General features: G+C 66.1%; 28 protein-coding genes and 1 pseudogene. 19 read left to right on the plus strand and 10 right to left on the minus strand.

Going from position 1 to position 26,604, the window contains the following annotated elements; genetic code table 11:
• The first annotated feature begins 26 nt into the window (after positions 1-26).
• From ACZK33_RS12580 to ACZK33_RS12590, 3 genes are read left to right on the plus strand one after another with little or no spacing between them, the layout of a single operon-like run.
• Positions 27-779, plus strand: a complete 753-nt coding sequence (locus tag ACZK33_RS12580) for an SDR family NAD(P)-dependent oxidoreductase (protein ID WP_049461094.1) — start codon at positions 27-29, stop codon at positions 777-779.
• 14 nt (positions 780-793) lie between these two features.
• The gene (locus ACZK33_RS12585; protein ID WP_423173986.1) at positions 794-1,981 is read left to right on the plus strand and encodes a GDSL-type esterase/lipase family protein; all 1,188 of its coding nucleotides are present in this window, start codon (positions 794-796) and stop codon (positions 1,979-1,981) included.
• Between the two features lie 10 nt (positions 1,982-1,991).
• Positions 1,992-3,011 carry a sugar kinase gene (locus ACZK33_RS12590; RefSeq protein ID WP_423173987.1) on the plus strand — a complete coding sequence of 340 codons (1,020 nt, stop codon included), beginning with the start codon at positions 1,992-1,994 and terminating at the stop codon, positions 3,009-3,011.
• A 12-nt stretch (positions 3,012-3,023) separates the two neighbouring features.
• Here the strand turns inward: ACZK33_RS12590 and ACZK33_RS12595 are convergent, their stop codons facing one another.
• From ACZK33_RS12595 to ACZK33_RS12605, 3 genes are all read right to left on the minus strand, one after another.
• A complete protein-coding gene (locus tag ACZK33_RS12595) occupies positions 3,024-3,176 on the minus strand; it encodes a hypothetical protein (RefSeq protein WP_423173988.1) in 153 nt (50 codons plus the stop codon).
• A gap of 48 nt (positions 3,177-3,224) precedes the next feature.
• The gene (locus ACZK33_RS12600; protein WP_423173989.1) at positions 3,225-4,676 is read right to left on the minus strand and encodes a S41 family peptidase; all 1,452 of its coding nucleotides are present in this window, start codon (positions 4,674-4,676) and stop codon (positions 3,225-3,227) included.
• A gap of 87 nt (positions 4,677-4,763) precedes the next feature.
• Entirely contained in the window at positions 4,764-6,338 is a 1,575-nt protein-coding gene (locus tag ACZK33_RS12605) for a S15 peptidase family protein (RefSeq protein WP_121503340.1), read from the minus strand.
• Positions 6,339-6,490: 152 nt separating this feature from the next.
• On the opposite strand from ACZK33_RS12605, the gene ACZK33_RS12610 reads away from it, so the two are divergent.
• Together ACZK33_RS12610 and ACZK33_RS12615 are read left to right on the plus strand one after the other, a co-directional pair.
• Positions 6,491-7,795 carry a hypothetical protein gene (locus ACZK33_RS12610; protein ID WP_423173990.1) on the plus strand — a complete coding sequence of 435 codons (1,305 nt, stop codon included), beginning with the start codon at positions 6,491-6,493 and terminating at the stop codon, positions 7,793-7,795.
• A gap of 289 nt (positions 7,796-8,084) precedes the next feature.
• Complete coding sequence (locus tag ACZK33_RS12615; protein WP_423173991.1) at positions 8,085-8,825, plus strand: DNA/RNA non-specific endonuclease; 741 nt, start codon at positions 8,085-8,087, stop codon at positions 8,823-8,825.
• 77 nt (positions 8,826-8,902) lie between these two features.
• On the opposite strand, the gene ACZK33_RS12620 is transcribed toward ACZK33_RS12615, so the two are convergent.
• Positions 8,903-9,940 (minus strand): zinc-dependent alcohol dehydrogenase family protein, encoded by a 1,038-nt coding sequence (locus tag ACZK33_RS12620; protein ID WP_032127236.1) that lies wholly within the window; start codon positions 9,938-9,940, stop codon positions 8,903-8,905.
• Between the two features lie 116 nt (positions 9,941-10,056).
• Between ACZK33_RS12620 and ACZK33_RS12625 the strand changes: the two genes are divergently transcribed.
• Positions 10,057-10,986 carry a LysR family transcriptional regulator gene (locus tag ACZK33_RS12625; RefSeq protein ID WP_423173992.1) on the plus strand — a complete coding sequence of 310 codons (930 nt, stop codon included), beginning with the start codon at positions 10,057-10,059 and terminating at the stop codon, positions 10,984-10,986.
• A 34-nt stretch (positions 10,987-11,020) separates the two neighbouring features.
• On the plus strand, positions 11,021-11,716 hold the full coding sequence (locus ACZK33_RS12630) for an HAD family hydrolase (RefSeq protein ID WP_423173993.1): 696 nt from the start codon (positions 11,021-11,023) through the stop codon (positions 11,714-11,716).
• A 7-nt stretch (positions 11,717-11,723) separates the two neighbouring features.
• Here ACZK33_RS12630 and ACZK33_RS12635 read toward each other — a convergent pair whose 3' ends face one another.
• From ACZK33_RS12635 to ACZK33_RS12650, 4 genes are read right to left on the minus strand one after another with little or no spacing between them, the layout of a single operon-like run.
• Positions 11,724-11,954 (minus strand): hypothetical protein, encoded by a 231-nt coding sequence (locus tag ACZK33_RS12635; RefSeq protein WP_121503346.1) that lies wholly within the window; start codon positions 11,952-11,954, stop codon positions 11,724-11,726.
• Entirely contained in the window at positions 11,951-12,376 is a 426-nt protein-coding gene (locus ACZK33_RS12640; protein ID WP_071228312.1) for a VOC family protein, read from the minus strand. The genes ACZK33_RS12635 and ACZK33_RS12640 overlap by 4 nt, the downstream gene beginning before the upstream one ends.
• Before the next feature lie 10 nt (positions 12,377-12,386).
• The gene (locus tag ACZK33_RS12645; RefSeq protein WP_107431935.1) at positions 12,387-12,848 is read right to left on the minus strand and encodes a helix-turn-helix domain-containing protein; all 462 of its coding nucleotides are present in this window, start codon (positions 12,846-12,848) and stop codon (positions 12,387-12,389) included.
• The gene (locus ACZK33_RS12650; protein ID WP_423173994.1) at positions 12,845-13,771 is read right to left on the minus strand and encodes a LysR substrate-binding domain-containing protein; all 927 of its coding nucleotides are present in this window, start codon (positions 13,769-13,771) and stop codon (positions 12,845-12,847) included. The genes ACZK33_RS12645 and ACZK33_RS12650 overlap by 4 nt, the downstream gene beginning before the upstream one ends.
• Before the next feature lie 91 nt (positions 13,772-13,862).
• On the opposite strand from ACZK33_RS12650, the gene ACZK33_RS12655 reads away from it, so the two are divergent.
• The 5 genes and pseudogenes from ACZK33_RS12655 (at position 13,863) to ACZK33_RS12675 (ending at position 16,687) form a co-directional block, all read left to right on the plus strand.
• Positions 13,863-14,903 (plus strand): hypothetical protein, encoded by a 1,041-nt coding sequence (locus ACZK33_RS12655; RefSeq protein ID WP_423173995.1) that lies wholly within the window; start codon positions 13,863-13,865, stop codon positions 14,901-14,903.
• Entirely contained in the window at positions 14,900-15,781 is an 882-nt protein-coding gene (locus ACZK33_RS12660; RefSeq protein WP_423173996.1) for a TolB family protein, read from the plus strand. The genes ACZK33_RS12655 and ACZK33_RS12660 overlap by 4 nt, the downstream gene beginning before the upstream one ends.
• Positions 15,782-15,849: 68 nt before the next feature.
• Positions 15,850-15,918, plus strand: a pseudogene (locus tag ACZK33_RS12665) (GFA family protein); the annotation flags it as partial.
• A gap of 45 nt (positions 15,919-15,963) precedes the next feature.
• Complete coding sequence (locus tag ACZK33_RS12670; RefSeq protein ID WP_423173997.1) at positions 15,964-16,386, plus strand: GFA family protein; 423 nt, start codon at positions 15,964-15,966, stop codon at positions 16,384-16,386.
• Positions 16,379-16,687: a DUF6958 family protein gene (locus ACZK33_RS12675; RefSeq protein ID WP_049401493.1), complete on the plus strand. Its 309-nt coding sequence runs from the start codon at positions 16,379-16,381 to the stop codon at positions 16,685-16,687. The genes ACZK33_RS12670 and ACZK33_RS12675 overlap by 8 nt, the downstream gene beginning before the upstream one ends.
• On the opposite strand, the gene ACZK33_RS12680 is transcribed toward ACZK33_RS12675, so the two are convergent.
• Entirely contained in the window at positions 16,688-18,043 is a 1,356-nt protein-coding gene (locus ACZK33_RS12680; RefSeq protein ID WP_423173998.1) for a sigma-54 interaction domain-containing protein, read from the minus strand.
• Between the two features lie 396 nt (positions 18,044-18,439).
• On the opposite strand from ACZK33_RS12680, the gene ACZK33_RS12685 reads away from it, so the two are divergent.
• From ACZK33_RS12685 to ACZK33_RS12710, 6 genes are all read left to right on the plus strand, one after another.
• Complete coding sequence (locus tag ACZK33_RS12685) at positions 18,440-18,970, plus strand: hypothetical protein (RefSeq protein ID WP_049422221.1); 531 nt, start codon at positions 18,440-18,442, stop codon at positions 18,968-18,970.
• Positions 18,967-19,584 (plus strand): hypothetical protein, encoded by a 618-nt coding sequence (locus tag ACZK33_RS12690; protein WP_423173999.1) that lies wholly within the window; start codon positions 18,967-18,969, stop codon positions 19,582-19,584. The genes ACZK33_RS12685 and ACZK33_RS12690 overlap by 4 nt, the downstream gene beginning before the upstream one ends.
• A 43-nt stretch (positions 19,585-19,627) precedes the next feature.
• Entirely contained in the window at positions 19,628-20,944 is a 1,317-nt protein-coding gene (locus tag ACZK33_RS12695) for an adhesin (protein WP_423174000.1), read from the plus strand.
• Positions 20,945-21,043: 99 nt separating this feature from the next.
• Complete coding sequence (locus tag ACZK33_RS12700; RefSeq protein ID WP_423174001.1) at positions 21,044-21,748, plus strand: C39 family peptidase; 705 nt, start codon at positions 21,044-21,046, stop codon at positions 21,746-21,748.
• 13 nt (positions 21,749-21,761) lie between these two features.
• On the plus strand, positions 21,762-22,511 hold the full coding sequence (locus tag ACZK33_RS12705; RefSeq protein WP_423174002.1) for a hypothetical protein: 750 nt from the start codon (positions 21,762-21,764) through the stop codon (positions 22,509-22,511).
• Positions 22,512-22,557: 46 nt separating this feature from the next.
• Positions 22,558-23,850, plus strand: coding sequence for a transporter (locus ACZK33_RS12710; RefSeq protein WP_032127219.1), 1,293 nt, complete (start codon positions 22,558-22,560; stop codon positions 23,848-23,850).
• A gap of 12 nt (positions 23,851-23,862) precedes the next feature.
• Here ACZK33_RS12710 and ACZK33_RS12715 read toward each other — a convergent pair whose 3' ends face one another.
• The gene (locus tag ACZK33_RS12715; protein ID WP_423174003.1) at positions 23,863-25,233 is read right to left on the minus strand and encodes a ComEC/Rec2 family competence protein; all 1,371 of its coding nucleotides are present in this window, start codon (positions 25,231-25,233) and stop codon (positions 23,863-23,865) included.
• 219 nt (positions 25,234-25,452) lie between these two features.
• On the opposite strand from ACZK33_RS12715, the gene ACZK33_RS12720 reads away from it, so the two are divergent.
• A complete protein-coding gene (locus ACZK33_RS12720; RefSeq protein WP_423174004.1) occupies positions 25,453-26,592 on the plus strand; it encodes an SPFH domain-containing protein in 1,140 nt (379 codons plus the stop codon).
• Positions 26,593-26,604 lie beyond the last annotated feature (12 nt).

Here is a 26,604-nt window from a genome sequence, read left to right on the forward strand (position 1 = left end):
CCCCCGCAAACCAAGGAGTTTTCCGCATGTCGTTCCAGGACAAGGTGGCCATTGTCACCGGTGGTGGCCGCGATATCGGCCGCGCGGTTTCGATCAAACTGGCTGCCGCCGGTGCACGCGTCTGCATCAACTACGCCCATGATGAAGCCAGTGCCCAGGAAACGCTGGCACAGATCCAGGCGGCCGGTGGCCAGGCCATCGTGCATCGCGCCGACGTCACCGATGCCGCCGCCGTGGCCGGCCTGGTCGCTGCGGTACAGGCCGCGTTCGGCGAGCGTATCGACCTGCTGGTGAACGTGGCCGGTGGCATGGTGCAGCGTCGGCCGCTGGCTGACATCGACCCGGCGTTCTTCCACGCCGTGATGGACCTGAATCTGACCTCGACCTACCTGACCACGCACGCGGTGGTGCCGCACATGCGTGACGGCGCGGCCATCGTCAACTTCGCCTCGCAGGCAGGTCGTGATGGCGGCGGCCCGGGGGCATCGATCTACGCCACCGCCAAGGCGGCAGTGATGACCTTCACCCGTGCCATGGCCAAGGAGCTGGGGCCGAAGGGCATCCGCGTGAATGCACTGTGCTGCGGCATGATCGCCACCCGTTTCCATGACGAGTTCACCAAGCCGGAAGTACGCACGGCCGTTGCTGGCGCTACCCCGCTGCGCCGCCAAGGGGCACCGGACGAAGCCGCCGACGCTGCCGTATTCCTGGCCTCGGATGCGGCGGCGTTCATCACCGGTGCGAATCTGGACGTCAACGGCGGCACCTACTTCTCCTGACTGGAATCCTGACCATGCAGCGCTGGACGCTCCTGCTTTCATTGACGATCTGTTCCGCCGCGGCCGCGCCTGGCGCGTTGGCCGCACCGGTCTGGGTCACCGCGTGGACCGCCTCGCCGGCACCGGACCGCAAGGATGGCACCGCCGAGGCCCCCGTACAGGTCGCCGCGCAGACCGTGCGCCAGGACATGCGCATCGGCAGCCGTGGCGATGCGTTGCGGCTGCGCATCAGCAACGAACTCGGCACGGCGCCGTTACGGGTCGAGGACCTGCGCGCAGGAGTGAAAAACGGCACGTCCGCCCCTCTGCCGGTAACGGTGGATGGCCGCGCGGTCATCGAGGTGCCGGTGGGTGCCGCGCTGCTGAGCGACCCGGTACCGATGCCGGTGACGCCGCTGCAGGAGATCAGCGTGACGGCCTACTTCCCGCAGCCTACCCGTCCCGCCGTGCGCCGCACCGAAGTGCGGGTAGCGGACGGCAGGCAGACATCGGTTGCCGACAGCGTGCGGCTGAGCTACCAGCAGAACGTGTTCTCGGCCGTGATGGTGCAGCGCGCTGATCGTCCCCAGGTGATCGTGGCAATCGGCGATTCCATCACGGAAGGTGCCACTGCCCGTCGCGGCACCTTCAACCAGTGGCCGGAGCGATTGGCGCAGCGCCTGCAGCAGGCCTGCCCGAACCGGTTCGTGGTGCTCAACCAGGGCATCAGCGGCAACAAGCTGCTCGACCATGGCCGCAGCCACAGCGCCCTGTCACGATTGGATCGCGATGTGATTGCGGTGGCCGATGCCGATCAGGTCATCCTGTTCGAGGGCATCAATGACATCCGCCACGGTGGTGGCACGCAGCCGCTGCCTGGACGCAGTGCGGCGGACATGCTGCTGGGCTATCAGCAGGTTGCAGCGCGACTGCATGCGCACGGCATCCGCGCCTGGCTGGGTACGTTGACCCCATTCGGTGGTTCCGAGCGCTACGAGCCCGTGTCCGCAGCGACCCGCACCTCGATCAACCAGTGGGCACGCGGTGGGAAGACCGGGTTCGATGGCATCATCGATTTCGATGCCGCGCTGCGTGACCCGAAGGCCGTGGAATCGTTGCCCAACGACATCACCCGCGACCACCTGCACCCCAATGACGAAGGCTACCGGCGCATGGCCGATGCCATCGATCTGCGCATGCTGGGCTGCACCCCCACCGAATGAGAGAGAACCGATGAGCCGCGTCGTTTGTTTCGGTGAACTGCTGCTGCGCCTGGGCGCACCCGGTCGTGAACTGCTGCTGCAGACACCGCAGCTGCAGGTCCACGTGGGGGGCGCCGAGGCCAATGTGGCGGTCTCACTGGCCTGTTTCGGCCACGATGTGCAGATGGTCAGTACGGTGCCCGGCAACGCGCTGGGCCGGCATGCCGTGGCCGAGCTGCGGCGGCATGGTGTGGGCGTGGCAGGTGTGCGTGAAGTCGACCGAGACCGCATGGGCCTGTATTTCCTGGCCACCGGCGCGCTGCAGCGCGCCAGTGAAGTGGTGTATGACCGGGCAGGTTCGGCATTCGCCAACACTGCACTTGCCGACCATGATTGGCCAACGCTGTTGCGTGATGCGCAGTGGCTGCACCTCTCCGGCGTCAGTCCGGCACTGGGTGCCAATGTGGCCGAATCCGTCTTGAGCGCTGCACGGGCCGCACGCAGGTCAGGCGTGCGTGTGTCCTTCGACGGCAACTACCGACCTTCGCTCTGGCAGCGTTGGGGCGGCAACGCCGCCGCCATCCTGCGGGAACTGTTCGCAGAGGCGGATATCGTCTTTGCCGACCATCGCGATATCGAACTGGTGCTGGGACTGCGCTTCGCCGAGGACAGCCCCATCGCGCGGACCGAGGCGGCTGCAGCGGCCGCGTTCGCGGCGCTCCCGCACCTGCAGTGGCTGGCCTGCACCCAGCGCGACGTGGTGAGTGCAGACCGTCACATCCTGGGCGCGCTGCTGTTGGGACGCGACGGTACCCGTGCGCAGGCCCCCTCGCGGCCATTGCCCGGTATCGTTGATCGCATCGGCGGCGGCGATGCGTTCGCGGCAGGCATCCTGCACGGGCTGGCGTCCGGGTTCGATGCAGAGAGCACCGTGCGCTTCGGTCTGGCGGCAGGTGCGCTGAAGCACTCCATTCCCGGAGACTTCAGTCCCGTGCGCGAGGCCGATGTCTGGGCGCTGCTGGAGAGTGACCAGTTCGACGTCCGGCGCTGATCTCGCTCCGCCCTACAGGCCGCGCAGCCTGGCCAGCGGCACACGTACGCCGACCATGTACATCAGCAGCGCCACGCCGAGCAATGCACCGGGTGTCAGCATCCAACGACGGAAGGCTCCTGCCCGCGATGGCGGCCTGGCAGCGCTGGGTGGCGGGATGCTCATGCGATCCTCTCCTGCGGAATTCAGCCCTGCACGAGGTCCTGCGCGCATCTACAGCGTCAGCAGCCACGCTTCCAGCGCCCGGGTGTCGCGCATGTCGCCCGTATAGCGATGATCGGGCACGTGCGGTTCATTCGAACCACGTACCCGCCCACGGAACACCTTCATCGGCACCGAGATCCTGGCCAGCCCGCTGGGCAACCGCTCCGGCCGCACGTCCATGTACAGACTGTCGGCCGAGGTCTCGACGCCCACCTGCACCGCGCCCAGCCGCTTCCAGAGGTCCAATGCATCCAGGCAGGCCGAGCCACAGGAAGCATCGGCCACAACCAGGACCCTGCCCTTGCGCACAGGTCCGGCCTGGCCTGCGGCGGATGCTGGATCTGTGCTGGCCTCGGATGGCTCGCGCCACAAAGCCTCACCCCGGCCGCGAGCCTGCGCCATGCCTGCCGTCACCGATTCCAGCATGCGACGCAGCTCGGGCGACGCGTCGGGCACCTGTTCCAGCTTCTGCAGGAAACCGCGAAGCTGCGCGATGTTGCCCTCCGAGGTCCGCCACTCTACCCAGCTGCGGTCGGGCAGCGCGTCGACAGCGGCCCGGCCCCAGATCAATCGCGCCAGTTCGATGCTCCATTGCGAAGCACCGCCAGTGTTGCCACGCACGTCCAGCACCACCGTCGGTGCCTGCTGCAGCCCTTCGGCTTGCGGTTCAAGCTGCTCAAGCAGCGCGGTCAGTTCCTTGAAGTTCTGCTCCGCAGGGTCGGCATTGAAGCTGCTGGTGGTGATCCAGTAACTGCCATCGGGCATCGCGTGCCAGCCGTTGGGGGGACGGAAGCTGCGCCGGGTATCAGCCAAGCGCTCCTTGCGCTGTGCTGCCTGCAGCGGCTGCCACCGCAGTGCATAGGATGTCTCGCGTCCGCCCACCTGGAAAACGCAGGTACGCAATGCAGGCACGTATGGATTGCCCTGTTCGAGCAGCACTTCACCACCACCCTGGATGCGGCTGGCCTGCAGGTTCCAGCGACCGCTGAAGTCACCCACCCGGCGTACAGCCAGCGTCTGCGCATCAATGCCGTCACACGACAGCAATTGCGCGCCCAGCGGCGGATGGCCCGGACCACCATCCACGGTCATGACCACCTGCGCATCGCCGTCGAAGCCGGTCAGGAAGCCCGGCCACTGCGTTGGAAGATCGGGAGCATCGGCAAGGGCGTTGAGGCTGACATGCCCATCGTTGAAGGAGGCCGCATAGCCCTTCATCGTCCACCAGTAGCCCGGGTAGCTGGCGACCCGTTCGGCGCGCGAGCGTGCAAGCGCCAGGGCATCGTCCAGCTGTGCGCCGAAACCAGGATTGCGCAGGTCCACGGCGCCCGGATGGCTGCCGCGCATGGCGGCGTCGGCAGCGTCCAGATCCTTCAACAGCGTATCCGACCAGTCGATCGGCGCGCCTTGCGCGGTAGGTGCCGCAAGCACTGCACCGAGCAACAGCCATGCAATGACCATGGATTCCTCCCTTCCCCGGAACAAACGCCAGTCTCGCAGTTCTACTGCCTGGCGTACCGCGCCCGCCGCAACGGGCGCGGCCTTCCATCAATGCAGCGGCACCTTCAACACCGAAGGCGCATTGGCCGGCGAACTGAAGGTCACCGTGCCACCCAGCTGGCTGATGCCCGCGTACCGCAGGTCCACGGTGTCCACCACCAGGGTCAGGCGGCTGCCGGCCGGAAGGTTCCAGCTGCTGGCTTCCAACCGCAGGTCGATGGTCTTCGCCTGCCCCGGCGTGGCACCACGCAGCGTATAGGGCTTGTGGCTGATCAGCTGGCCGTTGCCCAGCACATCCTCGGCGTACAGGTAGGCGTACAGCGTGGTGTTGGCGCGGCTGGGCGTGACGGTCAAGCGTACCTCCGGCGTTCCATCCAGGCGCTGCGCACTCCACTGGATCGGCCCCTGCCAGACACCTGCGGCGTTGCGGCCCACGAAGGGCACATAGGCACCCGGCGGCAGGTTGATCATCTGCAATGCACCGGAGGCCATCGCCACGCCGGAATTGGCGGCGGTCAGCAGCCCGCTGCCGATCCGGTAACTCCAGCCGGTGCTGCTGCCGCTCGCGACCAGGCCGCCCGTGGGCAGCAGAAGTCCTTTGGGTGCGCTCAGCGCATAGCTGACAGCACCGGCATTGGTCGCCTGCCAGTTCGGATAGGTACTCCAGCTGCCCTTCTGCGATTTCAGCTGTACTGCAGGCTGGCGGTCGATGCCATTGGCTTCACCCTTGAGGTAATGGTCGAACCAGTCGCCCACCGAATCGTAGACCTCGTTGGGAACACCCAGAGCGCCAAAGGCTTCGTTGAGCGCATGATCGCCGTGGCGCAACTGCAACTGCTTGGGGCCTTTCAACCGGGTGAAGAAATCGACCAGCTGGCCCGGCGGGAACAGGCTATCGTTGAAGGCGTTGGCGAGGAACACCGCTGGCTGGTTGGCGTTGATCTCATCGATGCTGGACCCGGGGCTGCGCTGCGCCGCCACCGGCAACAGCGAATCCACCGCGCCCTGGTAGTTGCCGACCAGTACATTGCGATTGATGGTCGTCAGTTCCGGTCCCGGGCGGCCGGTGGCCAGGCCGGCTGCCACCAGCAAGGCGATGCCCTGCGCGCTGGGGGTGTCGTTGCTGTACAGCGAGGCCTGCAGATCGGCCCAGCCACTCAGCGCCGCCACGGCCTTGATGCGTGGATCGCGCGCCGCCGCCAGCAGGCTGGTGCCTGCGCCGTAGGAGATGCCCGAAACGCCGATCCGGGCCGGATCGGCGCGGGTGTTGTCCAGCGCCCAATCAATCAGGGCGCTGACATCTTCGACCGTGGCTGGGCCTGCGATGTCGATGCTGCCGCCGGACTCCCAGAAACCCCGCGAGCTGTAGCTGATCACCACATAGCCGCGCCGCGCCAGCGACTGCGCCACCCCCACATACTCCACGCTGGGTACCGCCCAGCTGCTGGGCATCACCAGCAGTGGATAGCGCCCGCTGCCCGCGTCCTGCGGTTCGATGACGAAGGCCCCGAGAGGCGTTCCATCCCAGCTGGGAATGGTCCGGTGGGTGGTCTTGACCGTAGCGGCCCAGGCGGTGGGCGCCAGTCCGGTCAGCAGGATCAACAGCAGCAATACCTTGCGCATCGTCGTCTGTCCCCGTCGGTGGTGGTGCAACGGGTTGGACCGTACCAGTGCGAATGGTGGGTGGCACCTTGCGACGCAACATGACGTTTGCTGCATTGCCGGCCTATGGGATCGATGCTATGAGAGCTGGGCCCCAAGGATGAATGGACGTCATGAGGTCACGCTTCCTGCTCTTCGCTGTACTGGCGCTATGTGCGCAACGAACCGTGATGGCCAACGAGCAGGCGTTCTCCGATGCGGCGGCCCGCGAGGTCTTCCGGCGCGCCGAACAGCTCTGCAACGGAGACCGGGGTCGATTGTGGGGTCAATCCCTGTGCGGGCCGATGATGCTGGTGGATCCAAAGAGCCGGCAGGTCATCGCCTCGCAGGCAGACGCACATGGTGCGCTGAAGCAGCGCGGCGATGTGTTCGCAGGCCAGCTTCCGTCTGATGCGATCGTCGCCAACACCGCCGTGGACTGGTCCGGCACACGCTGGACGCAGCTGCTCTGGCCATTGCCGCAGGACGCGTCCAGACGCAGTACGCTGCTGGCTCACGAAATGTTCCATCGCCTGCAGCCGGCGCTGCCCATCATCGCGCCGGCGGAGGGTGGAAACGAACACCTCGACACGCTTGAAGGACGTTACTGGCTGCAGCTGGAATGGCGCGCGCTTGCGGACGCACTTGAATCCACCGATGCAGTAGCGCAGCACACTGCGATGACGGACGCGCTCGCATTCCGCGCCGAGCGCTACCGCCGGTTCCCTGCGGCCGCGCAGGAAGAAGCGGCGCTGGAATTGAACGAGGGCCTGGCCGAGTACACCGGCGTGTTCGTCGGCAATCCGACGCCGTCGACACGTATCCAGGCGGCACTGCATGACCTTCGCGCACACGTGGGTGATCGCAGCTTCGTCCGCTCTTTCGCCTATGCCACCGGCCCGGCCTATGGCCTGCTGCTGGACCAGGCGGCACCTGGCTGGCGCGGCGACCTCGCCCACCAGGCTCGCGATCTCGGCACGCGTCTGGCCGAAGTGACGCAGGCCCCATTGCAGCTGGACGCGACCACGCTGGGAGCGGCTGCCGCGCGCTATGACGGGCCGGAGCTGCACGAAGCCGAAACGCTGCGCGAGCAGCAGCGCCTTGCGCAGCTGGAACACAACCGTGCGCGCTTCGTGACAGGCCCGGTCGTGCGCCTGGATCTGCGCAACATGCGCATCCAGTTCGATCCCAACACCATGCAGCCGTTGCCAGGGCAAGGCATGGTGTATCCAGCAATGCGGCTGTCCGACATCTGGGGCAGCCTGGATGTCACCGACGGTGCGTTGCTGCAGAGCGACTGGAAGGTCGTATTCGTGCAGGCCCCGGCAAGTGCTGAACCGCCACTGGAGGGGCCGGGGTGGTCGCTGAGCCTGAAGCCGGGATGGTCGCTGCTGCCGGGAACACGCAAGGGCGACTACGTGTTGAAGACGAACCCCTGACCATCGCTACAGGCAGCGCGATGTCCTAGCACGCCTGCGTTTCATCCACGCGCCGCATGATCTGACACATCTCCAGTGCTTGCGCGCTGTCACAGCTTCGTCGTTTCGCCATTGACCGAAAGACGACAGCTTGTGACGCTTACGACACCGCACGGCCTCCGCGGCCCTGTCATCGCGGTCACGTCCCACGCATTCCGCACTACCCGACTACGCAGTGTCCTCACATGACCTCGCTCCCGCCCGGTCGTGGCGGGCGGCTGCGTCCTGAATCCTCTGCTGGAGAATCGCAATGCGCCTTGCAGGTTTCTTCTTCGCGTTCGTCCTCAGTACCTTCGCCGGTGCCGCCCAGGCCCAGGTCGTCACCCTCAACAAGGGCGGCTTCGTGCTCACCTACGACTGCAACATCCACAGCGCCACCCGCTACGAGTACACGCTCACCGCCGACACCGGCTCCGCCGCGCGCCCGTCCAGCTTCTACAAAGACCCGGACCTGCCGGCCGGCTGCCTCGGCCAGAACAGCACCGCGTCGTATGCCAGCATCCGCAGCGGCTATGACCGCGGCCATCTGGTGACCTCCAACCACATGGACTACAACGCGACCTACATCCGTCGCGCAAACTACATGACCAACATCGTTCCGCAGGTTTCCAGCTTCAATCAGGGCGTCTGGGTCAAAGCCGAAAACGTGGCCGAGTGCTACCGCGACATCGCGCCGGTGGATGTCTATGGCGGCGTGGTCTATGGCGATGCCTCCAACGATTACTTCCTCGCCAGTCACGGCATTCCGACCCCGGAATTCTTCTGGAAGACGATCATCACCCGCGATCCGAACACCGGTACCGCCAAGGCGATCAGCTGGATCATCCCGAATGAAGCGAACCTGGGCAGCCTGGACAGCTACCTGGTGACCATCGCCGACCTCGAGGAGCTGCTGGGCGCCAGCTATGTGGCGATCAACGCGCCCGCTTCGCTGAAGAACATGCTGCCGGCCACCACCTGGCCGCAGCCGGCGGGCTGTGATCTGGGCTGAGCTGCCAGGACGCCCGTGCGGTCGCGATTCCGGCCGCACAGGCGCACTTCGCCTGGACAGGTACGGCGCACTTGGATTCAGTGCTCTGCCACCTGCACCACCACTTTGCCGAACGGCCCCTGCTGCAGTGCTGCCAGTGCCGCAGGCAGGCCGGCGAACGAATGCACGCTGTCGATGACAGGCTGCAGGCGCTCGCGTTCGATGAAGACGTTCATCGCCTCGAAGGCCTGGCGATGGCCAACCGAAACCCCCTTCAGCGTCGCGCGGCGCAGCATGAGGGGAACCGCCGGCATGTGCAGGTCGGGATCCTCGAGGAAGCCGATCTGCAGGATGTGCCCGCCCACTGCGAGCGCCTCCACGCTCTGGGCGAGGTTGCCGCCTCCGAGCAGCTCAAGCACATGATCGACGCCCTGCCCTCCGCTCAGCTCCATCGCTCGCGCGCCCCATGCAGGATGTTGCCGCGTGTTGATCGACGCCCATGCACCCAGCCGTTCTGCAAGGGCAAGCTTGCTGTCACTGCGTGAAGTCACGATTACCCGGGCTCCCAGCCGCTGGGCGAACTGCAGCCCGAACAAGGAAACACCACCGGTCCCCTGCACAAGCACGGTCTGGCCAGGAGCGAGTTGGCCGGCCTCGACCAGTGCAAACCAGGCCGTCAGCGCCGCCACCGGCAACGTGCTGGCCTGCAGGTCAGACAACGAGGGGGGCGTAGCGACTGCCACGTCCTCCGGCAGCACCACATACTCCGCCAGCACGCCCGGCAGCGGACCGCCCAGGGACAGTCCGTGCTGCAGCATCTCGGGCGGAGGCGCGCCATCGAGCCACTGCGTCCAGAAATTGCCCATCACCCGCTGGCCAACGCTGAAGCGTCGCGCTGGGCTTCCGGTTTCGACAATGACGCCGGCCATGTCCGAAGCGGGAACAAACGGGTGTGGCAGCGGACCGGACAACAGTCCGCCGTCGATCACCAGGCGATCGCGGTAGTTGAGCGACACGGCACCGACCTTGACCAGTACCTCACCAGGGCCTGGCCTGGGAATGGGGCGCCGTACGCAGCGCAGGTGAGCAAGGCCCGGGGCATCGAGCTCCCAGACCTTCATGGTCGAAACAGACATGGGAAATCACTCATTGGCGCGCGGAAGTGCGCCAGGAAAGTCTATTGACGCATGGAGGTGTTCAGTGACGGGATATTGTCGATACACTGAATCCATAAATTCCCCAATTGACGCATATGACCAGCTACAGTGCGGCGCGCCTGCAGGGAATCAGTGTGTTCGTCCAGGCCGTGGACGCCGGCAGCTTCACCGCAGCCGGTCTGCGCATGGGGCTGAGCAAATCGGCCGTTGGCAAGAGTGTGGCCACGCTGGAGCGGCGACTGGGCACCCGGTTGCTGGATCGCACCACGCGCAGGCTGGCGCTCACTGTCGAGGGCGCCGAGTTCTACCAGGTCTGCCGGCGCATCCTGGCCGAACTGGACGAAGCCGAATCCAACGCAGCGTCGCGGCGGCAGGAGGTTTCCGGCCTGTTGCGGGTCAGCCTGCCGGTAGCGTTCGGGCAGCGCTGGGTGATGCCGGTACTGATCGGACTGGCGCAACGCCATTCGCGGCTGCAGCTCGATGTCAGCTTCACCGACCGCAGGGTCGATCTGCTCGAGGAAAACGTCGATCTGGCCGTCCGCCTGGGGCCGCTTGACGACAGCAGCTCGCTCTCTGCCCGGGCGCTCGGCCGCCAGCATGCCGTGATATGCGCTGCACCCGGATACCTGGCGGCACGTGGCGTCCCGGTGCGCGCCCAGGATCTTGCCGGACACGACTGCATCACCTTCGGCCGGCAGGGGCACGCGCTGCCCTGGACGGTGCCGGACGGCTGCGGCGGGCTTGTCCAGCACCGCATTGAAGGGCGCCACCGCATCAGTGACGGCGATGCGCTGCGTAGCGCATTGCTGGCCGGGCTGGGCATTGCAGAAGCGACCACCTGGCTGGTGGGGGACGCGCTGCGCAGCGGCGCACTGGTGGCCGTATTCCCTGCCACGGGTAGCGCGGGCGCGCCCCTGCATGCGCTCTGGCCTACCACCCGCGACCTTGCTCCCAAGGTGCGTGCCGCAGTGGATGCGCTGGTCGAGGCGTTCGTTCCGTCTCCACCGTGGGAAAATACCCGCTGATCGCCCCCATGGCTGTTGTTTCAAGGAGCTGTAGATGTCCCGTTTCCCCTTCGATGCCGTGCTGTTCGACTGCGATGGCGTACTCGTTGATTCCGAGCCGCTGGTCGCCCGCGTGCTTTCGGAAATGCTGACCGAGCGCGGCTGGCCGCTGACCCCGGCGCAGGCCGGTGAGGTGTTCCTGGGCCAGTCCGTGGCCCATCTGGCCGGCCTGATCGAAGAACGCACCGGCAAGCCGTTCACCGAGGAATGGCTGGAAGAGTTCCGCCAGCAGCGCAACCGCGCGTTGGAACGTGAGCTGGTTGCCATCCAGGGTGCGCCCGAGGCGGTGCGTGCGATCGCGGTGCTCACCGGCGGCCGGATTGCATGCGCGTCCGGCGCCGATCTGCACAAGGTCAAGCTGCAGCTGGGCAAGGTCGGCATCCTTGATGCCTTCGGGGCCCACGTGTTCAGCGGCCAGGACATGCCGCACACCAAGCCGCATCCGGATGTCTATCTGGCCGCCGCCGCTGCGCTGGGCGTGGACCCGAAGCGTTGCGCGGTGATCGAGGACACTGTTACCGGTGCAACGGCCGGTGTGGCCGCTGGCGCAACCGTGTTCGGCTTCAGTGAAGGCGGTCCGCACCACAGTACGCCGGAGGCCCTGCGTGCAGCGGGTGCACAGGTGATCTTCCAGCGCATGGAAGACCTGCCCGCCCTGCTTGCCGCCCATGCGGTCGACGCGGTCGCCTGACCTTGCCTCAGCCCGCAGCGCCGAGTGCGGCGCTGCGGCGCCTTCCGGCGTAGTGCAGCACGAACAGGTAAAGGCCGGTGAACAGTTGCAGGAACAGGGGTGGCAACGGCGAGTAGGTGAGCCACGCCGCAGGCTCGCCCTGTCCCATCGCGCGCACTACGAAGTTGGCGATCACCGCCAGGGTGAACACGATCGAGGTCCAACGGTGCACGGGCCGTGCCCAGCCACCGCGGCTCATTGCCGGCGCCTCGTCTCGGAGCGGGCTTCGATCATCTTCCAGCCATTGCCTGATGGATCGCGGAATCCGGCGTCCACGGCGCCATAGCGCTCGATCGGCTCCTGGGTGAATTCCACGCCCAGCGCCAGCCATTGCGTGTAGCGCGCCTGGCAGTCATCCACGGCCAGCACCAGCGGCGGCATTGCGCCCTTGGCCACCAGCTGCTGCAGCGAAAGCGCGGTGGCCGCATCGTGGGTGGGCGGGCCAGGCACGAACAGGCCCAGCTGGAAACCGTCCTGGCCCGGGCTGCGTACCGTCAGCCAGCGGTAGCTGCCGTTGCGTACATCGGTATGCACTTCGAAGCCGAGCTTGCCGACATAGAACGCGAGCGCCTCATCCTGGTCGCGCACATACAGGCCGACCGTGTTCACAGTGTTCGTCATGGGACCTCCCTCAGGTGGGGTCCACGTTAGCAACCGCCTCGCGGCGACGCTTCTCCAAAACTGCGATCTTAAGGTCCGGTCGCTGTGCGGCACGTGCGTGGCATTCCGGCACGCTGGCCGACGCCGCCTGGCCTGCACGCTCACGCTCACGCACATTGCCCGGGCTGTCACCGGTGATGTCACGGAAGATGCGGCCAAAGGTGCCCAGGCTGCCCCACCCGGTCTGCACGGCGATTTCGGTCACCGGCAGGTCGGTGTCACGCAACATCGCCACGGCCCGTTCGATGCGGCGGCTGAGAAGATACCGGTGCGGCGGCAGCCCGAATGCCTGCTTGAACGAGCGGGCGAAGTGCGCCGGCGACACCGCACTGACCTCGGCCAGGCGTGTGACTGGCCATTCCTCATGGCTGGCCCGGTCCATCCGGTCCTTGGCACGCAGCAGGCGTCGCAGCAGTTCGGGGCTCTGGTTCACGGCGTCACCGCTTGGGCCAGATGATGGCGTGCTGCGTGCCGTGCCTCGGCGGCCTGTTCGACCACCCAGTCACGGAATGCGATGACCTTGGCGCTCCCACTCCGCGCCGAGGGCGCCACGAACCAGAAGCTGCGACCGTCGCTGGCGACACCCGGATGCGCCTGCACCAGGCGCCCGCTCTCCAGCTCGGCCTGGAACAGGATCGGCGAACCGATGGCGATGCCCTGCCCTGCGATCGCGGCACCGACATCCAGATGCTCGACGGCGAAGGGCGTGACCAGACTCCCTGGTGCCGGCGGTGGAAGGTGCCCGTGCGCGGCGAACCACAGGGCCCACCAGTCCGGCCGACCGAGCAGCGGAATCTCCAGCGTGGTGCTGCCCAGCCCACGGGCCGCCGGCAGCAGCGCCGGCGCACACAACGGCATGAAAACGCTGGGGAACAAGGGCGTGGCCTGCAGCCCAGGCCACTCGCCATTCCCGTTGCGGATGGCGGCATCGAAGTGGCCGGCGGCAAGATCCTGCGGCTCTGCCGACAGATCCAGTTCCAGCAGGAGCTGCCGATGGCGGGCGCGGAACGTACCCAGCCGCGGCGTCAACCAACTGGTGCCCAGCGTTGGCAGTACGGACAGGCGCAGTCGCGCCGCATCCATGCCAGCGGCGCGCATGAAGCTGGCGCGTAGTGCGTCGAATGCCCGGGTGGCTTCCCGCGCGACGCTGGCACCCACCACCGTCAGTTCCACGTGCTGTGCGTGGCGCAGGAACAGGCAGGTACCGGTCTGGGCCTCCAGCCGCCGCACGTGATAGCTCACCGATGCCGCAGTGGTGTCGAGCTCCTCGGCGGCACGCGCGAAGCTGCCCAGCCGCGCCGCCGCCTCGAAGGCGCGGATGGCGGCAAGCGATGGCAGCTGGCGTTGGGTGACCATAAGTGTGACTTAGCCTGAGCCCCGATATCTGCGTGGTCAATCCCCTTCGTACCCGCAACCATGGGGGCACCTTCGGTAGGGGATCACGCATATGGATCGACGGCAGTTCCTGGTCACCCTGGCCGCCACGGCCGCGTCCACCGCCCTGCCCGCCGGGTGGGCCCTGGCCAGTCACAGCGAAGACTGGAAATGGTTGCAGGGCAACTGGCAGGTCCGGCACCAACGCCTGAAGGAGCGGCTGGTGGGCGATACCCGCTGGGAAGCCTTCACCGGCGCCAGCGCGGTCTGGCTCACCCTGGGCGGGCTCGGCACCATCGATGACAACGTCATGGAACTGCCCTCGGGTCCCTACAGGGGCCTGGGCGTGCGTGCCTTTGATCCGGTGTCTTCCACGTGGTCGATCTGGTGGATCGATGGCCGCAATCCTGCCCATATCGAAGCCCCCGTACGCGGCGGTTTCAAGGGCGATGCCGGCGACTTTCGCGGTACCGACCAGATCGACGGACGCCCCATCGACGTGTGGTTCCGGTGGCACGCCATCCATGGCGAGGAGCCGTGGTGGGAACAGGCATTCTCCGACGACGCCGGTGCGCACTGGGAGGTGAACTGGCGCAACTGGTTCCGCCGCACGGCCGCGGCCCCCTCGCCGCTTGCGAAGCTGCCGGACGCACCGGGCGATTTTGATTTTCTGGTGGGCCATTGGAACGTGCGCCATCGTCGCCTGCGCGCCCGACTGGCAGGCAGCGATGCGTGGGACGCGTTCAACGGCACCCTGCACAACTGGCCGGTACTGGGAGGATTCGGCAACGCAGGTGACAATCTGATGGACGTGCCAGGAGCGCCGCTGCGCGGCATGGGCATCCGCGCCTGGAATGCGGCTGAGCGGCACTGGCTGAGCTGGTGGCTGGATGGCCGGGAGCCGACCCGGATCGGCGCGCCGATGCGCGGTGGTTTCGAGGCCGGTGTCGGTCGCTTCTTCGGCGAAGACCAGCACGACGGACGAGCGATCCAGACGCGGGTGATCTGGTCACGCATTACCCCGCGTTCGGCGCGCTGGGAACAGGCGGCCTCGACCGATGGTGGACGCAGCTGGGAAACCAACTGGGTCAGCGACTTCGAGCGGCAGGCATGAAGGCGCTGCTGGCCGTGATGCTGCTGGTGTCTGCGTCGCCTGGCGCGTCTCCATCCAGGGTGCTGCAGATCGTCGGCCCGGCCGAGCGCTTTGCTCCGGGCATTGCATCCACGCAGTACGACGAGATTCGACTGACTTTGAGCCCGGACGGAAAGACCGCACTGTGGTTCAGCCGCAACCGGCCCGGCGGTCCGGGCGGGTATGACATATGGGTTTCACACCACGACGGACAGCGCTGGCGGCCGGCGAAGCCGGTCTCGTTCAACACGTCGGGACGTGACTTCGATCCCGCCTTTTCCGCCGATGGCCGCGTGGTGTATTTCTGTTCGGATCGAGCAGGCGGCCAGGGCGGAGACGATCTGTATCGGGTCAGCGTGGGGAGCGACGGCCGATTCGGGAAGCCGGTCAATCTTGGCCCCGCAGTGAACAGCGCGGCCGATGAGTTTGCGCCGATGCTCTCGCCAGACGCAGCCACGCTGCTGTTCTCCAGCAATCGTGCAGGCGGTGCGGGTGGCCATGACCTCTACGTCGCAACGATGGTCCGTGGTGAGGCGCAGCCCGCGCGGCCACTGCCCGGAGACCTCAATACCTCGGCGCAGGAGTTCGATGCCACCTTCCTCGGGGATGCCCGTACAGTGGTCTTTGCCCGCGCTCTCGACTTCGGCAGCGCACCGGTGCGCCAGTTCATTGCCTACGAACGTGGAGGCCGTTATGACGCGGGCCATGCATTGCCCTCGCCCTTGAACGAAACCTCCGGCGACAGCTACGGCGCGATGCTGGATGGCTCGCAGCCCGGCACGTTGACCTATTCGGCGCGGCGTGCGGACGGTGCAGGGTTGGACCTGTACCGCATCCGCTACCGGATGAAGCGCCCTTGAAGGCGGATGTTGTCGATTCCCGGCGCCCCGGTTCGTCGAGAGGATGAATACCCCAGGAGAAAATGCAGATGCCCTCCCATCAGTCCCTTGCCTGCGCCTGCGGCCAGGTCCGCCTGACCGCCACGGGCCAACCCATTGCCACCGTCGAATGCTGCTGCGAAAGCTGCCGCAAGGCCGGCGCCATGCTGCAGTCGCTGCCCCGAGCACCCGAAGTACTGGGCCCGCATGGCCAGACGCTTTTCGTAATGCACCGCAAGGATCGCGTCAGCATCGACGCCGGACATTCCACGCTGCGTGCGTTGCGCTTGTCCAGCAGGGGCGGCAGCCGCCGCGTCCTGGCGGGCTGCTGCAATACGCCGCTGTTCCTGGAGTTCAGTGGCGGCCATTGGCTGAGCCTGTATGGCCTGCTGTGGCCCGCATCGGCAAGACCCGCCGTGGAGATGCGGACGATGGTCAGTGATCTTCCTGATGCGTCTGTCCTTCCGGACGATGTGCCGAACCTGCAGACCCGGTCGCTGCGGTTCTATGCACGGTTGATGAAGGCGTGGATCGCCATGGGCTTCCGCAGCCCACGCATCGAAGTCGCGGGAGATAGCCATGTCTGAGCCCGAGCGGATCGAGATCGAGAGCATCACCACGCCCGGGCACATCCAGCGCGTGGATCGTGCCAAGTATCTCGCCATGCGCCATGCCTTGCTGCAGACCCTGCCTGCGAAACCGCCAGGGTTGACCGTTGCGCAGGCCAAGCAGGCGCTGCTGCCGCACCTGCCCACCGCCCTGTTCCCGGCAGGCGCCACCGCCGGCTGGTGGTTGAAGGCCGTGCAGCTGGACCTGGAAGCCAAGGGCGTGATCGAGCGCGTCACGGGCAAGCCGTTGCGCCTGTTCAAGCACCTGGCGGCCGGCTGATCAGCGCTGCGCAGGCAGCTCCAACCGGTGCTTGCGGCACAGGCGATACACCGTCACCCGCGAGATCTGCATCTGCCGCGCGCACTCGGAAACGTTGTAGCCGGTCTGGCGCAGGGTCTGCAGCAGCACATCGCGCTCGGCCTGGCCCCGCGCATCGTGCAGCATCGCCCCAGGCAGGACCGCCACGGATGCGCCCAGCTCCAGGTCACGCTCGCTGATCAGCTCGCCCTCGGCCATGATCGCTGCACGCTGCACACGGTTCAGCAGTTCGCGTACGTTGCCGGGCCATTCGAAACGCCGCATGGCCTGCAGTGCGGCCGGCGCAAAGCCGCGTGCACGCACGCTGTGGCGCTGCCGGAAACAGCGCAGGAAGTGTTCGGCCAGCAGCTGCACATCGGCACCGCGCTCACGCAATGGTGGCATGAGCAGGCGCAGCACGTTCAGACGGTAGTAGAGATCGCTGCGGAACCGGCCCTGCGCCACCGCGTGTTCCAGTTCCACGTGGGTGGCAGCCAGCACTCTCACATCCGCCCGCAACGGCTGGCTGCTGCCGACGCGCTCGAAGGTGCCTTCCTGCAGTACACGCAACAGGCTGGTCTGTGCCTCCGACGGCAGGTCACCGACTTCGTCCAGAAACACCGTGCCGCCGTGCGCGGATTCGAACACGCCGATCTGCCGCTTGTCGGCACCGGTGAACGAGCCACGTTCGTGGCCGAACAGCTCCGACTGCACCAGGTTGGCCGGAATCGCACCACAGTTCACCGCAATGAAAGGCCTGCCAGCACGCCCCGACAACGCATGCAGCGCATGTGCGGCCAGTTCCTTGCCTGTACCGGTTTCGCCGGTGACCAGCACCGGCAGCTCCACCGGCGCGAACTTGTGCAGCACCGTGCGCACCGCATGCAGCGCAGCGCTTTCACCAATCAATGCGCGCGGTCCCTGCCCGCTGCAGGTTGCGTCGACAGGCGGATCATCTGCGTCGAACTGCTGGCGCATTGCGCAGACCAGATCCTGCAGGCCGAACGGCAGCGTGAAGCGGGCACAGCATCGCTGCAGCAACGGCAGCCAGGCCGCTGAAGCAGGTCCGGCACCCGGTGGCAGTACCGCCAGCCAGGGTAGATGCTGGTGCTGCTCGATCCACGGTACCAGCAGCTGCAGCGCGACCGCATCGAGGTGGCGCAGATCGAGCACGGCGAGCAAGCGATCGCGCCCGCGCAGGCCAATCGCCATGGCGGGATCGGGACGGATGCTGCGCACATACCAGCCTGCTGCCGCCAGCGCACTGCGCTCGTTCGCCAACGGCTCGCCAAACCAGAGCACGCAACGTGACGTTGAAGCCTCCGGGACCGCTGCCATGCTTCCCCCAGCATCCGGACACCGTCGGCGGACTGTCAGGCAATCACCGGCGTGCCGCCCCCCGCCGGGACCTCTACGGCCACCGGGGCGGCCTTTGTTGGGCGGATCCTAGCGCTTCCCTAAACGGCGGCGCAATGAGCAGTGCGTCAAGAAATTCCTGGCTGAAGCGGCACCGTTGCAGACCGCGACGCCACCTGTAACACGGATGCGACAGTCGCCCGCCGCCCTTGCCCTGCGGTGCCTGGGGCTTCGAAATCCCAACAATTCCACGACGTGCCTGTAACAGCGTGGCAGCAGCCCGGTCAGGTGCGGCACGGTGCCGACATTGGCCGGTGGGCACTTCGGAGTTGGCACGGTTGATGCGTGGTTCCGCCGCACCCATCGCGGGAGATCGGCATGGACGGCTCCACCCTGATTCGCGGCCTGGCCGCAGCACTGGCAGTGGCCCTGCTGTCGGTTGGCGCGGGCGCATCCGCATCCGGCGCCCGCCAAGGCGTGAAGGCACAACCGGGCGAGATCGTCCTGCTGCGGGATGTATCCGCGCGCCCGGCATACCGCATGGCACCGCCGGGCATGGCGCTGATTGCCGACCCGAAGCCGCAGCGCGAGATCGCCACCGCATTGGGTGCCGGCGGCACAACAACCGGCATGGACGAGTTGAGCGATGAGGACTATGCCGGCATGGGCGCCGGCCAGGCCGCGTCCATCACGGCGCCGGGTGGCACCACTGTTGAACGGGTCACCCAGCAGGCCCTGGGCGGCACGCTGGGCCGCAGTGGCGACGGCATGGTCGGCAGCAATCTGGGGGGTGCCATGAGTGGACCGCTCGGTGCTGTGGGCAGCAGCACCCGCGGTATCGCCGATACCGTGCGCGGCGCACTGGCCCAGTTCCCGCTGCAGGGCACGGCCCCGGCAGGTGGAAAATGAAGGCGCTGCACGGGTTGCTTCTGCTGCTCGCTGCCGCGCCCTGGGCGACCCGGGCCGATGACTACAGCGGCATGCTCGCCTATCTCGACGTGGCCCGCATCGACGGCCACGCAATTGCCGGAACGAATGGCGCCATCGCCGTGAACCAGGCCGCCGGCGACCTCAACGTGCAGGCCAACCTACGGGGTATCGCCAAGGGTGATCGCGCCGACGTCGCGATCAATGCGCGGCAGCTGCAGCAGGGCAACCGCGTGCTGTCCGGGCCGCTGCAGGCCACTGCATTCATTGGCGGTGACGCACTGGCCGGTGCCAGTGGCATCGCATCCATCAACCAGGCCAGCGGCATCGCCAACACGACGCTCAACGTCGTCAGCGCGACGCTGGCCCGACAGGGCATACGCGAAACCGACGATACGGCCTTGGCCGCCGAGGGTTCCGCGTTGGCAGGGGGGCGGGACGACACCGGTCACGGCGTCGCGACGGGCACCCGCAGCGCAGGTGTAGCCAGCACCGCACTGCGGGGATTCGACGGGGTCCTGCAACTCAATCAGATCGCGGGCAACGGCAACGACACGGCCAACGTATTGGGCCTGGTCGTGCAGGACCGCCCGTGACAACCACCCAACCGATGCACCACCTGATGAGAGAGAGGGCACCATGAAAGCGACCGTCAAACAGACCATGCTCGCCATGGCGATTGCCACTGCCTCGACCGCCGCTGCGGCCAATGGCTGGGACAACCAGAACGCCAACGCGAACATCAATCACAACCACACCGTCAGCGAGACCCGCAACGACACCCACAACCACACCGACAACGACGTACGCAACCGCACCGTCAACGTCAATGTGCAGAAACACAGCAACATCCAGGCCGACGAACGCAAGGAAAAGAACAACCACGGCGTCGACGTGAACCTGGAGAAGGACCTGCGGCTGAGCACCGACATCAATTTCTCCGGTGACCCGAACATCACCGGCGACATCGACCTCGACTCGGCGGCCATTGCCGTGATCGACAACCGCCAGTCGATCAGCAACAACGCCACCAGCAACAGCCTGGTCACCAACAGTGCTTCCATCGGTGACAGCGTGGGTGCCGGCGCCTCGGGCAATCTCGGCTTCAACGTGGTGTCCGGCGACAACAACGCGCAGGACAATGCCGCGTCGCTGTCCGCTGCCGACGCGTCCTTCAGCTTCGGCATGGCCGACGCCGAGGTGTTCGTCAACCAGGCCGGCTTCGGCAACGCCACCATGAACTCCGGCGTCACCAACGCCGCAGGTCTCGGCGGCAACGCCTTCGGTGGTGCTTCGGGCAACATCGGCGTGAACATCGCCTCGGGCAACAACAACGAGCAGAAGAACGCGCTCGCGGCCTCGGTAGCGACCACCGCGGTGGCGCAGTCGAGCATCAGCTCCAACCAGGTCTCCACCGGCAACACGGTCAGCAATGCCGGCTTCGTGCAGTCCTACACGGATACCGTGCAGGTCGGCATGCGTGGCGGCGTCAGCGGCCTGACCCTGGCCTATGGCGCGGGCACCTACCGCGGCACCGGCAACGCCTACCAGATGGCCAACTACTATCTGGATACATGGAATGGCGAGCTTCCACATCCGGGTGGCAACAGCACCGGCCACATCGACCTGGACAACGAGATCCAGAACGCCACGATGAACCCCAACCGGGCGGGAGTGGGCGGCCTGGGCTTCGATACGCGTGAGAGTGGCACCAGCCAGTTCGTCGAACTGGGCGTGGCCGATCTGTACGCCAGCCTCAGCGGCACGGTCAGCACCACGCGCTGGGTGAACGTCAACGCCACCAACACCTCGGCGTTGTCCGGCAGTGCCTTCTCCGGCGCCTCCGGCAACATCGGCGTGAACGTTGCTGCGGGCACCGGCAACCTGCAGGCCAACAGCCTGGCCCTGGCCGTCGCCCAGCCCAGCACCGGCGGCGGTGGCGGCAGCGGCGAGTAAGCGCAACACCCCGGCCGTCCGCCAATGGCCGGGTTCCCGGGAGCCCCTGTTCCTCCTCCCCCTTGGGACAGGGGCTCCCCCCTGCTGCCGGAGAACGTGATGATCCGTTGCCGCCTCTCGTTGCGCCTGCTGGCGATGCTGTTGCTGCTGGGTACCGCCTCCGTGTGGGCGGGCGAGGTGCGCTTCAGCGGCGTATTGCCCAATGGCGCGTTGCTGCAGCAGAAGGTGGAGAGCATGCAGGAGCGGCGCTACCGCAACGTGGTGCGGCAGCACACCGATTACAGCTGCGGGGCCGCCGCGCTGGCCACCATCCTGCGCCACGCCTACCACCTTGATACCGACGAGGCGACGGTGATCGAGGGAATGATGGGGGTCTCCGATCCCGCTCTGGTAGCCGAGCGCGGCTTCTCGCTGCTCGACATCAAGCGCTACGTGGAATCGCTGGGCATGCGCGGTCGGGGCTACCGCATCGATGAAACACGACTGCGCACCCTTCGCGTGCCAGGGCTGGTGTTGATGGACGTGCGCGGTTTCCGCCATTTCGTGGTGCTCAAGCAGGTGCGCAACGGCATCGTGGAAGTGGCCGACCCGATCCTGGGCAACCGCAGCCTGGCCCTTCCGGAGTTCCTGGCCGCCTGGCCATCGCGCGCGGTCTTCGTGGTGATCGGCAGCGACTTCGATCGCAACACCGCTCTTCTGCAACCCAGCGAACGGCCAAGCGCCCGCGCGCTCTACGCGCGGCAAGGGCCGATCACCGATGCCGAACTGGTCGACTTCGGCTTCAGCCACGCCGACCTGTTCTGAAGGAGGTTCGACCATGTTCCGCCAACCGATGATGATGGCTCTGCTGCTGGCCTTCCCTGCCCTGCCCCTGCAGGCGGCAGAGGGCGCTCCCGGTCGCGGCCTGAAGGAAATTCCGGACCCGGAACTGAGCCTGATGCGGGGGCGCTACACGGTGGGTGGCAACAACGTTGCCTGGTTCGGGGTCACCATGGTGTCGCAGTGGCAGGCCAGCAACGGCGCGACGCTGCAGGGCAGCCTCACCCTGGGCATGGACTTCCGTGGTGGTGGCGTGCCGAAGCTGAGTTTCCAGCCCAGCGTGCATGTCACGGCAGCCGATGCGCCGCTGCCCGATACCCACGGACGCAGCATCGACAGCAGCGGTCTGGCCAACGCCAGCGGCCTGGTGCAGAGCGTGCAGGTGGCCGGCGATGGCAATGTCGCGCGCAACGTCACCACGCTGACCATCCGCGAGGGTGGCGTGCCAGCCGTTCTCTCTGATGGCGCAGGCAACGTCACCGCGCAGCAGGCCGGCGCCAGCGCGACCGCCGTGCTGGAAGGCAACCAGGCACGCCTGCTGCTGCAGGTGGATGGCCTGGGGCTGGTGCAGCAGTGGATCCGCAATGGCAGCGTCGGCCAGGGTATCGCCCTCGCCGGTGACGGCCAGATCGCCAGTAACCAGCTGCGGCTGGAGCTGGTGCGCAACGCCGTGGGCAGCAACCTGCCGTTGAGCCAGAACGTGGCCCAGGCGATTGCGTTGAACCGCGGTATGGGGCCAGGCCAGTAACAGGGCCTGGCATTGGGGGAAACGCTCCACAACGCAGGACACCAACATGCACACCCTGATGAGGATCACGCCGTTGGCGCTGGCGGCGCTGGCGGGCACCGCCCTTGCCGCACCGCCGACGTCTGACGATGGCGCTGACGTGCAGGCCCTGGCCAACCAGCTGGAACAGCTGAAGGCCAACTACGCACAGGAAGTGCGGCGGTTGCGCGAACTGGACATGCAGGTCCAGGCCATGCAGGCGCGCTTGAGCGGGCGGGTTGGCCCGGTCACAGCCCCACCGGCCGCGCCATTGGCGCAGGCGGCCGCCGCCGCGGTCCCTCCGAGCAGCGAGGGCTACGCCAGTACCGCCGCCGAGGCGCAACAGGCCAAGCAGGAGTCGCGGCGCAGCGTGGACGACGTGAAGCAACAGCAATCGGCCCTGTTCTCCCGCCGCTTCACCATCGAGAACAGCCTCACCTACGCCCGCTACGACCGCAAGCAGCTCACCCTCAACGGCTTCCTCGCGCTGGACGCCATTTTCCTCGGCAATATCGCCATCGAGAACGTGGAGTCCGACTCGCTGACCTACAACGTGGCGGCCCGCTGGGGTGTCAGCCCGAACCTGACGCTCAACCTGGACGTGCCCTACCTGGCCCGGCGCACCGTATACCAGAAGGGCGGCGCCGGCGGAGCAGCGGCCGCCATTGCACAGGAAGAGACCAACGGCAACGGCCTGGGCGATATCGGGCTCAGTGCGAACTACCGGTTGTTCGGCGAACGCGGCTGGCGCCCTGAGACCGTGCTTACCGCCGGCGTCACCGCCCCCACCGGGCGCGCACCCTACGGCCTGGACTGGAAGGTGATCGAGCGCGATGACGACGACTACATCCGCTTCGCCGTGCCGCGCGAGCAACCCACTGGCAATGGCGTATGGCAGGCCAACCTGGGCCTGTCGATGGTGAAGACCGCCGACCCGGCCATCCTGTTTGCCAACATCGGCTACGTGCACTCCATCCCGCGCGGGTTCAACGACATCGACAGTAATCCGGACACGGTGAACCCGGGCGATGTGAAGCTGGGCGGCTCGGTGTACTTCGGCGCAGGCGTGGCCTTCGCATTCAACGAGCGGACCAGCCTGAGCCTGTCCTTCAGTGACCGCATCAGCGCCCGCGCTTCCACCCGCTTCCAGGGCGGCAAGTGGATGAAGGTAATCGGCAGTGATGCCAATGCGGCATCACTCAACCTGGGCGTGACCTATGCGCTGAACCAGCACACCACGCTGGTGACGCTGCTGGGCATCGGGTTGACCCCGGATGCGCCGGACTTCACGTTGGCGTTCAAGATTCCGTACATGTTGTAGCCAGCTGGAGTCCTATTGCACGTGCGGCAGGCAGATCTGCGCAGAAGTGACAACTCCACATCCACATTCTGGCTGGGTTCCAGCGAGTGGAATGTACTTGTGGCCATGAACGTTGCCGCATCGGCCACAGCTATGTCTTGCATCCGTGCGAGTTACGAACCAGCCGTTGTTCAGCGCATCGGCGATGGTTTGGTCATGGGGCACGCTCGGGTAGGCATTCTCATACGTCGACAGGACCATGCGGCCCGGGCCCCGCACATTTGGTGTCGCTCCGAACTGGATATAACCGCCGTGGTGTGGAGCGACTACAGCAGTTACATCAACGAAAACTCCTGGGGCGAATGAGCCGTAGTCGGCATCACCACACAGCACGGCGGCGGAATGTGCAGAATCAACCCTGAGTGCCAGCGAAGTGTTGTTTTTCATGTATCGCTGTGTGGCCGGCGCGCCAACTGAAGGAGTGCACTGCCAGATGGAAAGGTCGCCCGATTTAATGAATGCGCATGCTTCCGGCCAGACGAGCAGAATGCCGAGGCTGTGCAGCTCCAGCAGGAAGTGAATATGGCTGCCTCCGTAGAGAATTCCAAGCGGAAGCCTTACAACCCATACGCGTTCAAGAGCCGCTTGGCGATAGATTGGAGTCGTCTTCCAGTATCCTGCTGCCGGATCCCAAACAGCAGCTCCAGACTGTACAGCGAACAGCCAATGATCCTGGTCCAGATGGGAAAGGATGATTGGTTGCGGATATGTATCACTGGGAGCGAATACCAGCGGGTCGAATGCTGGAAGCATCGGTCTTGTATATGCGTTGAATCCGAGTGGACGACCGATGTCAAAAAACAGGTGCGGGTGCTCCAGCTCATCGACTAGTGCACTGAAGCTTGCCTGCCCCACGTCGTAAATCGCAACACCATGAATTGACTCTGCGTCGATCCGATCAAGCAGTTCTTCGATGGTGCCAGGTGCTGCTTCTTTTCCAGCAAGAAACGTTCCGATCTTTCCGGTGATGGAAACGTCGTGCGAGGACATGTTCTGGATCGTCAGGAACAAGGTCAGATCTTGCCCTTCAGCGTTCGGACCAAGGACAGCCGTGGACATCGGAATCGCATCTTCGGTCGGCGTGCCAGTGAGCGTGATGAGATGCCATTCCGCATCACTTTGCCACTGCACCGGGATACTACCGGCAGGCACGCTGCCCAACAGAAAGTCAATGGATCTCGGCATCCCTTCCAACCCCGCCAGAGCTTCAGCAGTTGACACTGGAATCGCGTCGACAAGAACCTGCGCTTCCGGGTTCCACCGCCCATCCTCAAGCACTTCTGTGGGTTCGAACAACGCGTAGTACTGGATGCGGCGCTCTGCGGAATCACTGTTCGACATCATGTCTCCACTCCTTGGCTAGACCCGACACAGCGTCGGCTGGGACGTCATTGCCCCTCCGCCGATTAGGCCCGGAGTCGGCGGCGGAATCAACGACCGGACTATTACAGAGGTTCCACGGTGCCCATTCACCCACCGGCACCACAGCCGCCCCCGGCCACTGCTATATTCAGTCCAGCTCGGCAGGCATGGTGCCTGCCCTCGAATCACAGGGAGTTGGTCATGGGTCTGGTACAGGCGGTGAAGGGTGCGGTTGGCGGTGTGCTGGCCGACCAGTGGAAGGACTTCTACACCGTGCCGGCGGGCCTGCCGTCCACGGCGGCCCTGTTCGCGGCCGTGCCGCAGGGCACCAATGCCGGCCGCGGCTCCAACACCAGCGGCTCGTCCAACATCATCACCAACGGCTCGAAGATCATCGTGCCGGAGGGCTACGGTCTGCTGCTGTTCCAGGACGGCGCGATCACCGCGTTCGTTGCCGAACCGGGCGGCTACGAGTGGCGTTCGGACGACCTGAACTCGCAGTCGATCTTCGCCGGTGACGGCCTGGTCAGCACCTTCATCAAGCAGAGCTGGGAGCGCTTCAAGTTCGGCGGCCAGCCGGGCTCGCAGCAGGCGGCCTACTTCGTCTCGCTGAAGGAACTGCCGGACAACCGCTTCGGCACCCAATCGGAAATCTACTGGGACGACGGCTTCCTCAATACCCAGGTCGGCGCGGTCACGCGTGGTTCGTACACGCTGAAGATCGTCGACCCGATCCTGTTCGTGAAGAATTTCGTGCCGGCCAGCTATCTGCGTCCTGGCCAGGTGTTCGACTTCACCGATCTGGACAACGCCGCCGCCAGCCAGCTGTTCAATGAAGTGGTCGGTTCGCTGGCCCCGGCCTTCAGCCTGTATACGAACGACCCGGGCAAGGGCAACCGCATCACCAAGCTGCAGCAGGACTCGCTGGGCTTTGCGCAGAGCCTGTCGGCTGCGGTCGAACAGGGTTACCAGTGGAAGTCGGACCGTGGCCTGGCCATCGTCAAGACCGCCATCGTCTCCATCGAGTACGACGCCAATACCCGCGAACTGCTGAAGACCGTGCAGCGTGCCGATGCCCTGTCGGGCTCGCGCGGCAATTCCAACCTGCAGGCCAGTGTCGCCCAGGGCATCCAGTCGGCCGGCGAGAACGGCGGAGCGGCCGGCCTGGTCGGTGTCGGCATGGCCTCTGGCATGTTCGGAGTGGGTGGCATGCAGCAGCCGGTCACCCCGGCCGCCGACGACCCGGTCGCCAAGCTGAAGAAGGCCAAGGAAATGCTGGACCTGGGCCTGATCACCCAGAGCGACTATGACGCCATGAAAGCCAAGGCACTGGGCCTGTAACAGCAGGACGCA

This window comes from Stenotrophomonas sp. 86156_Sma, from assembly GCF_056481625.1.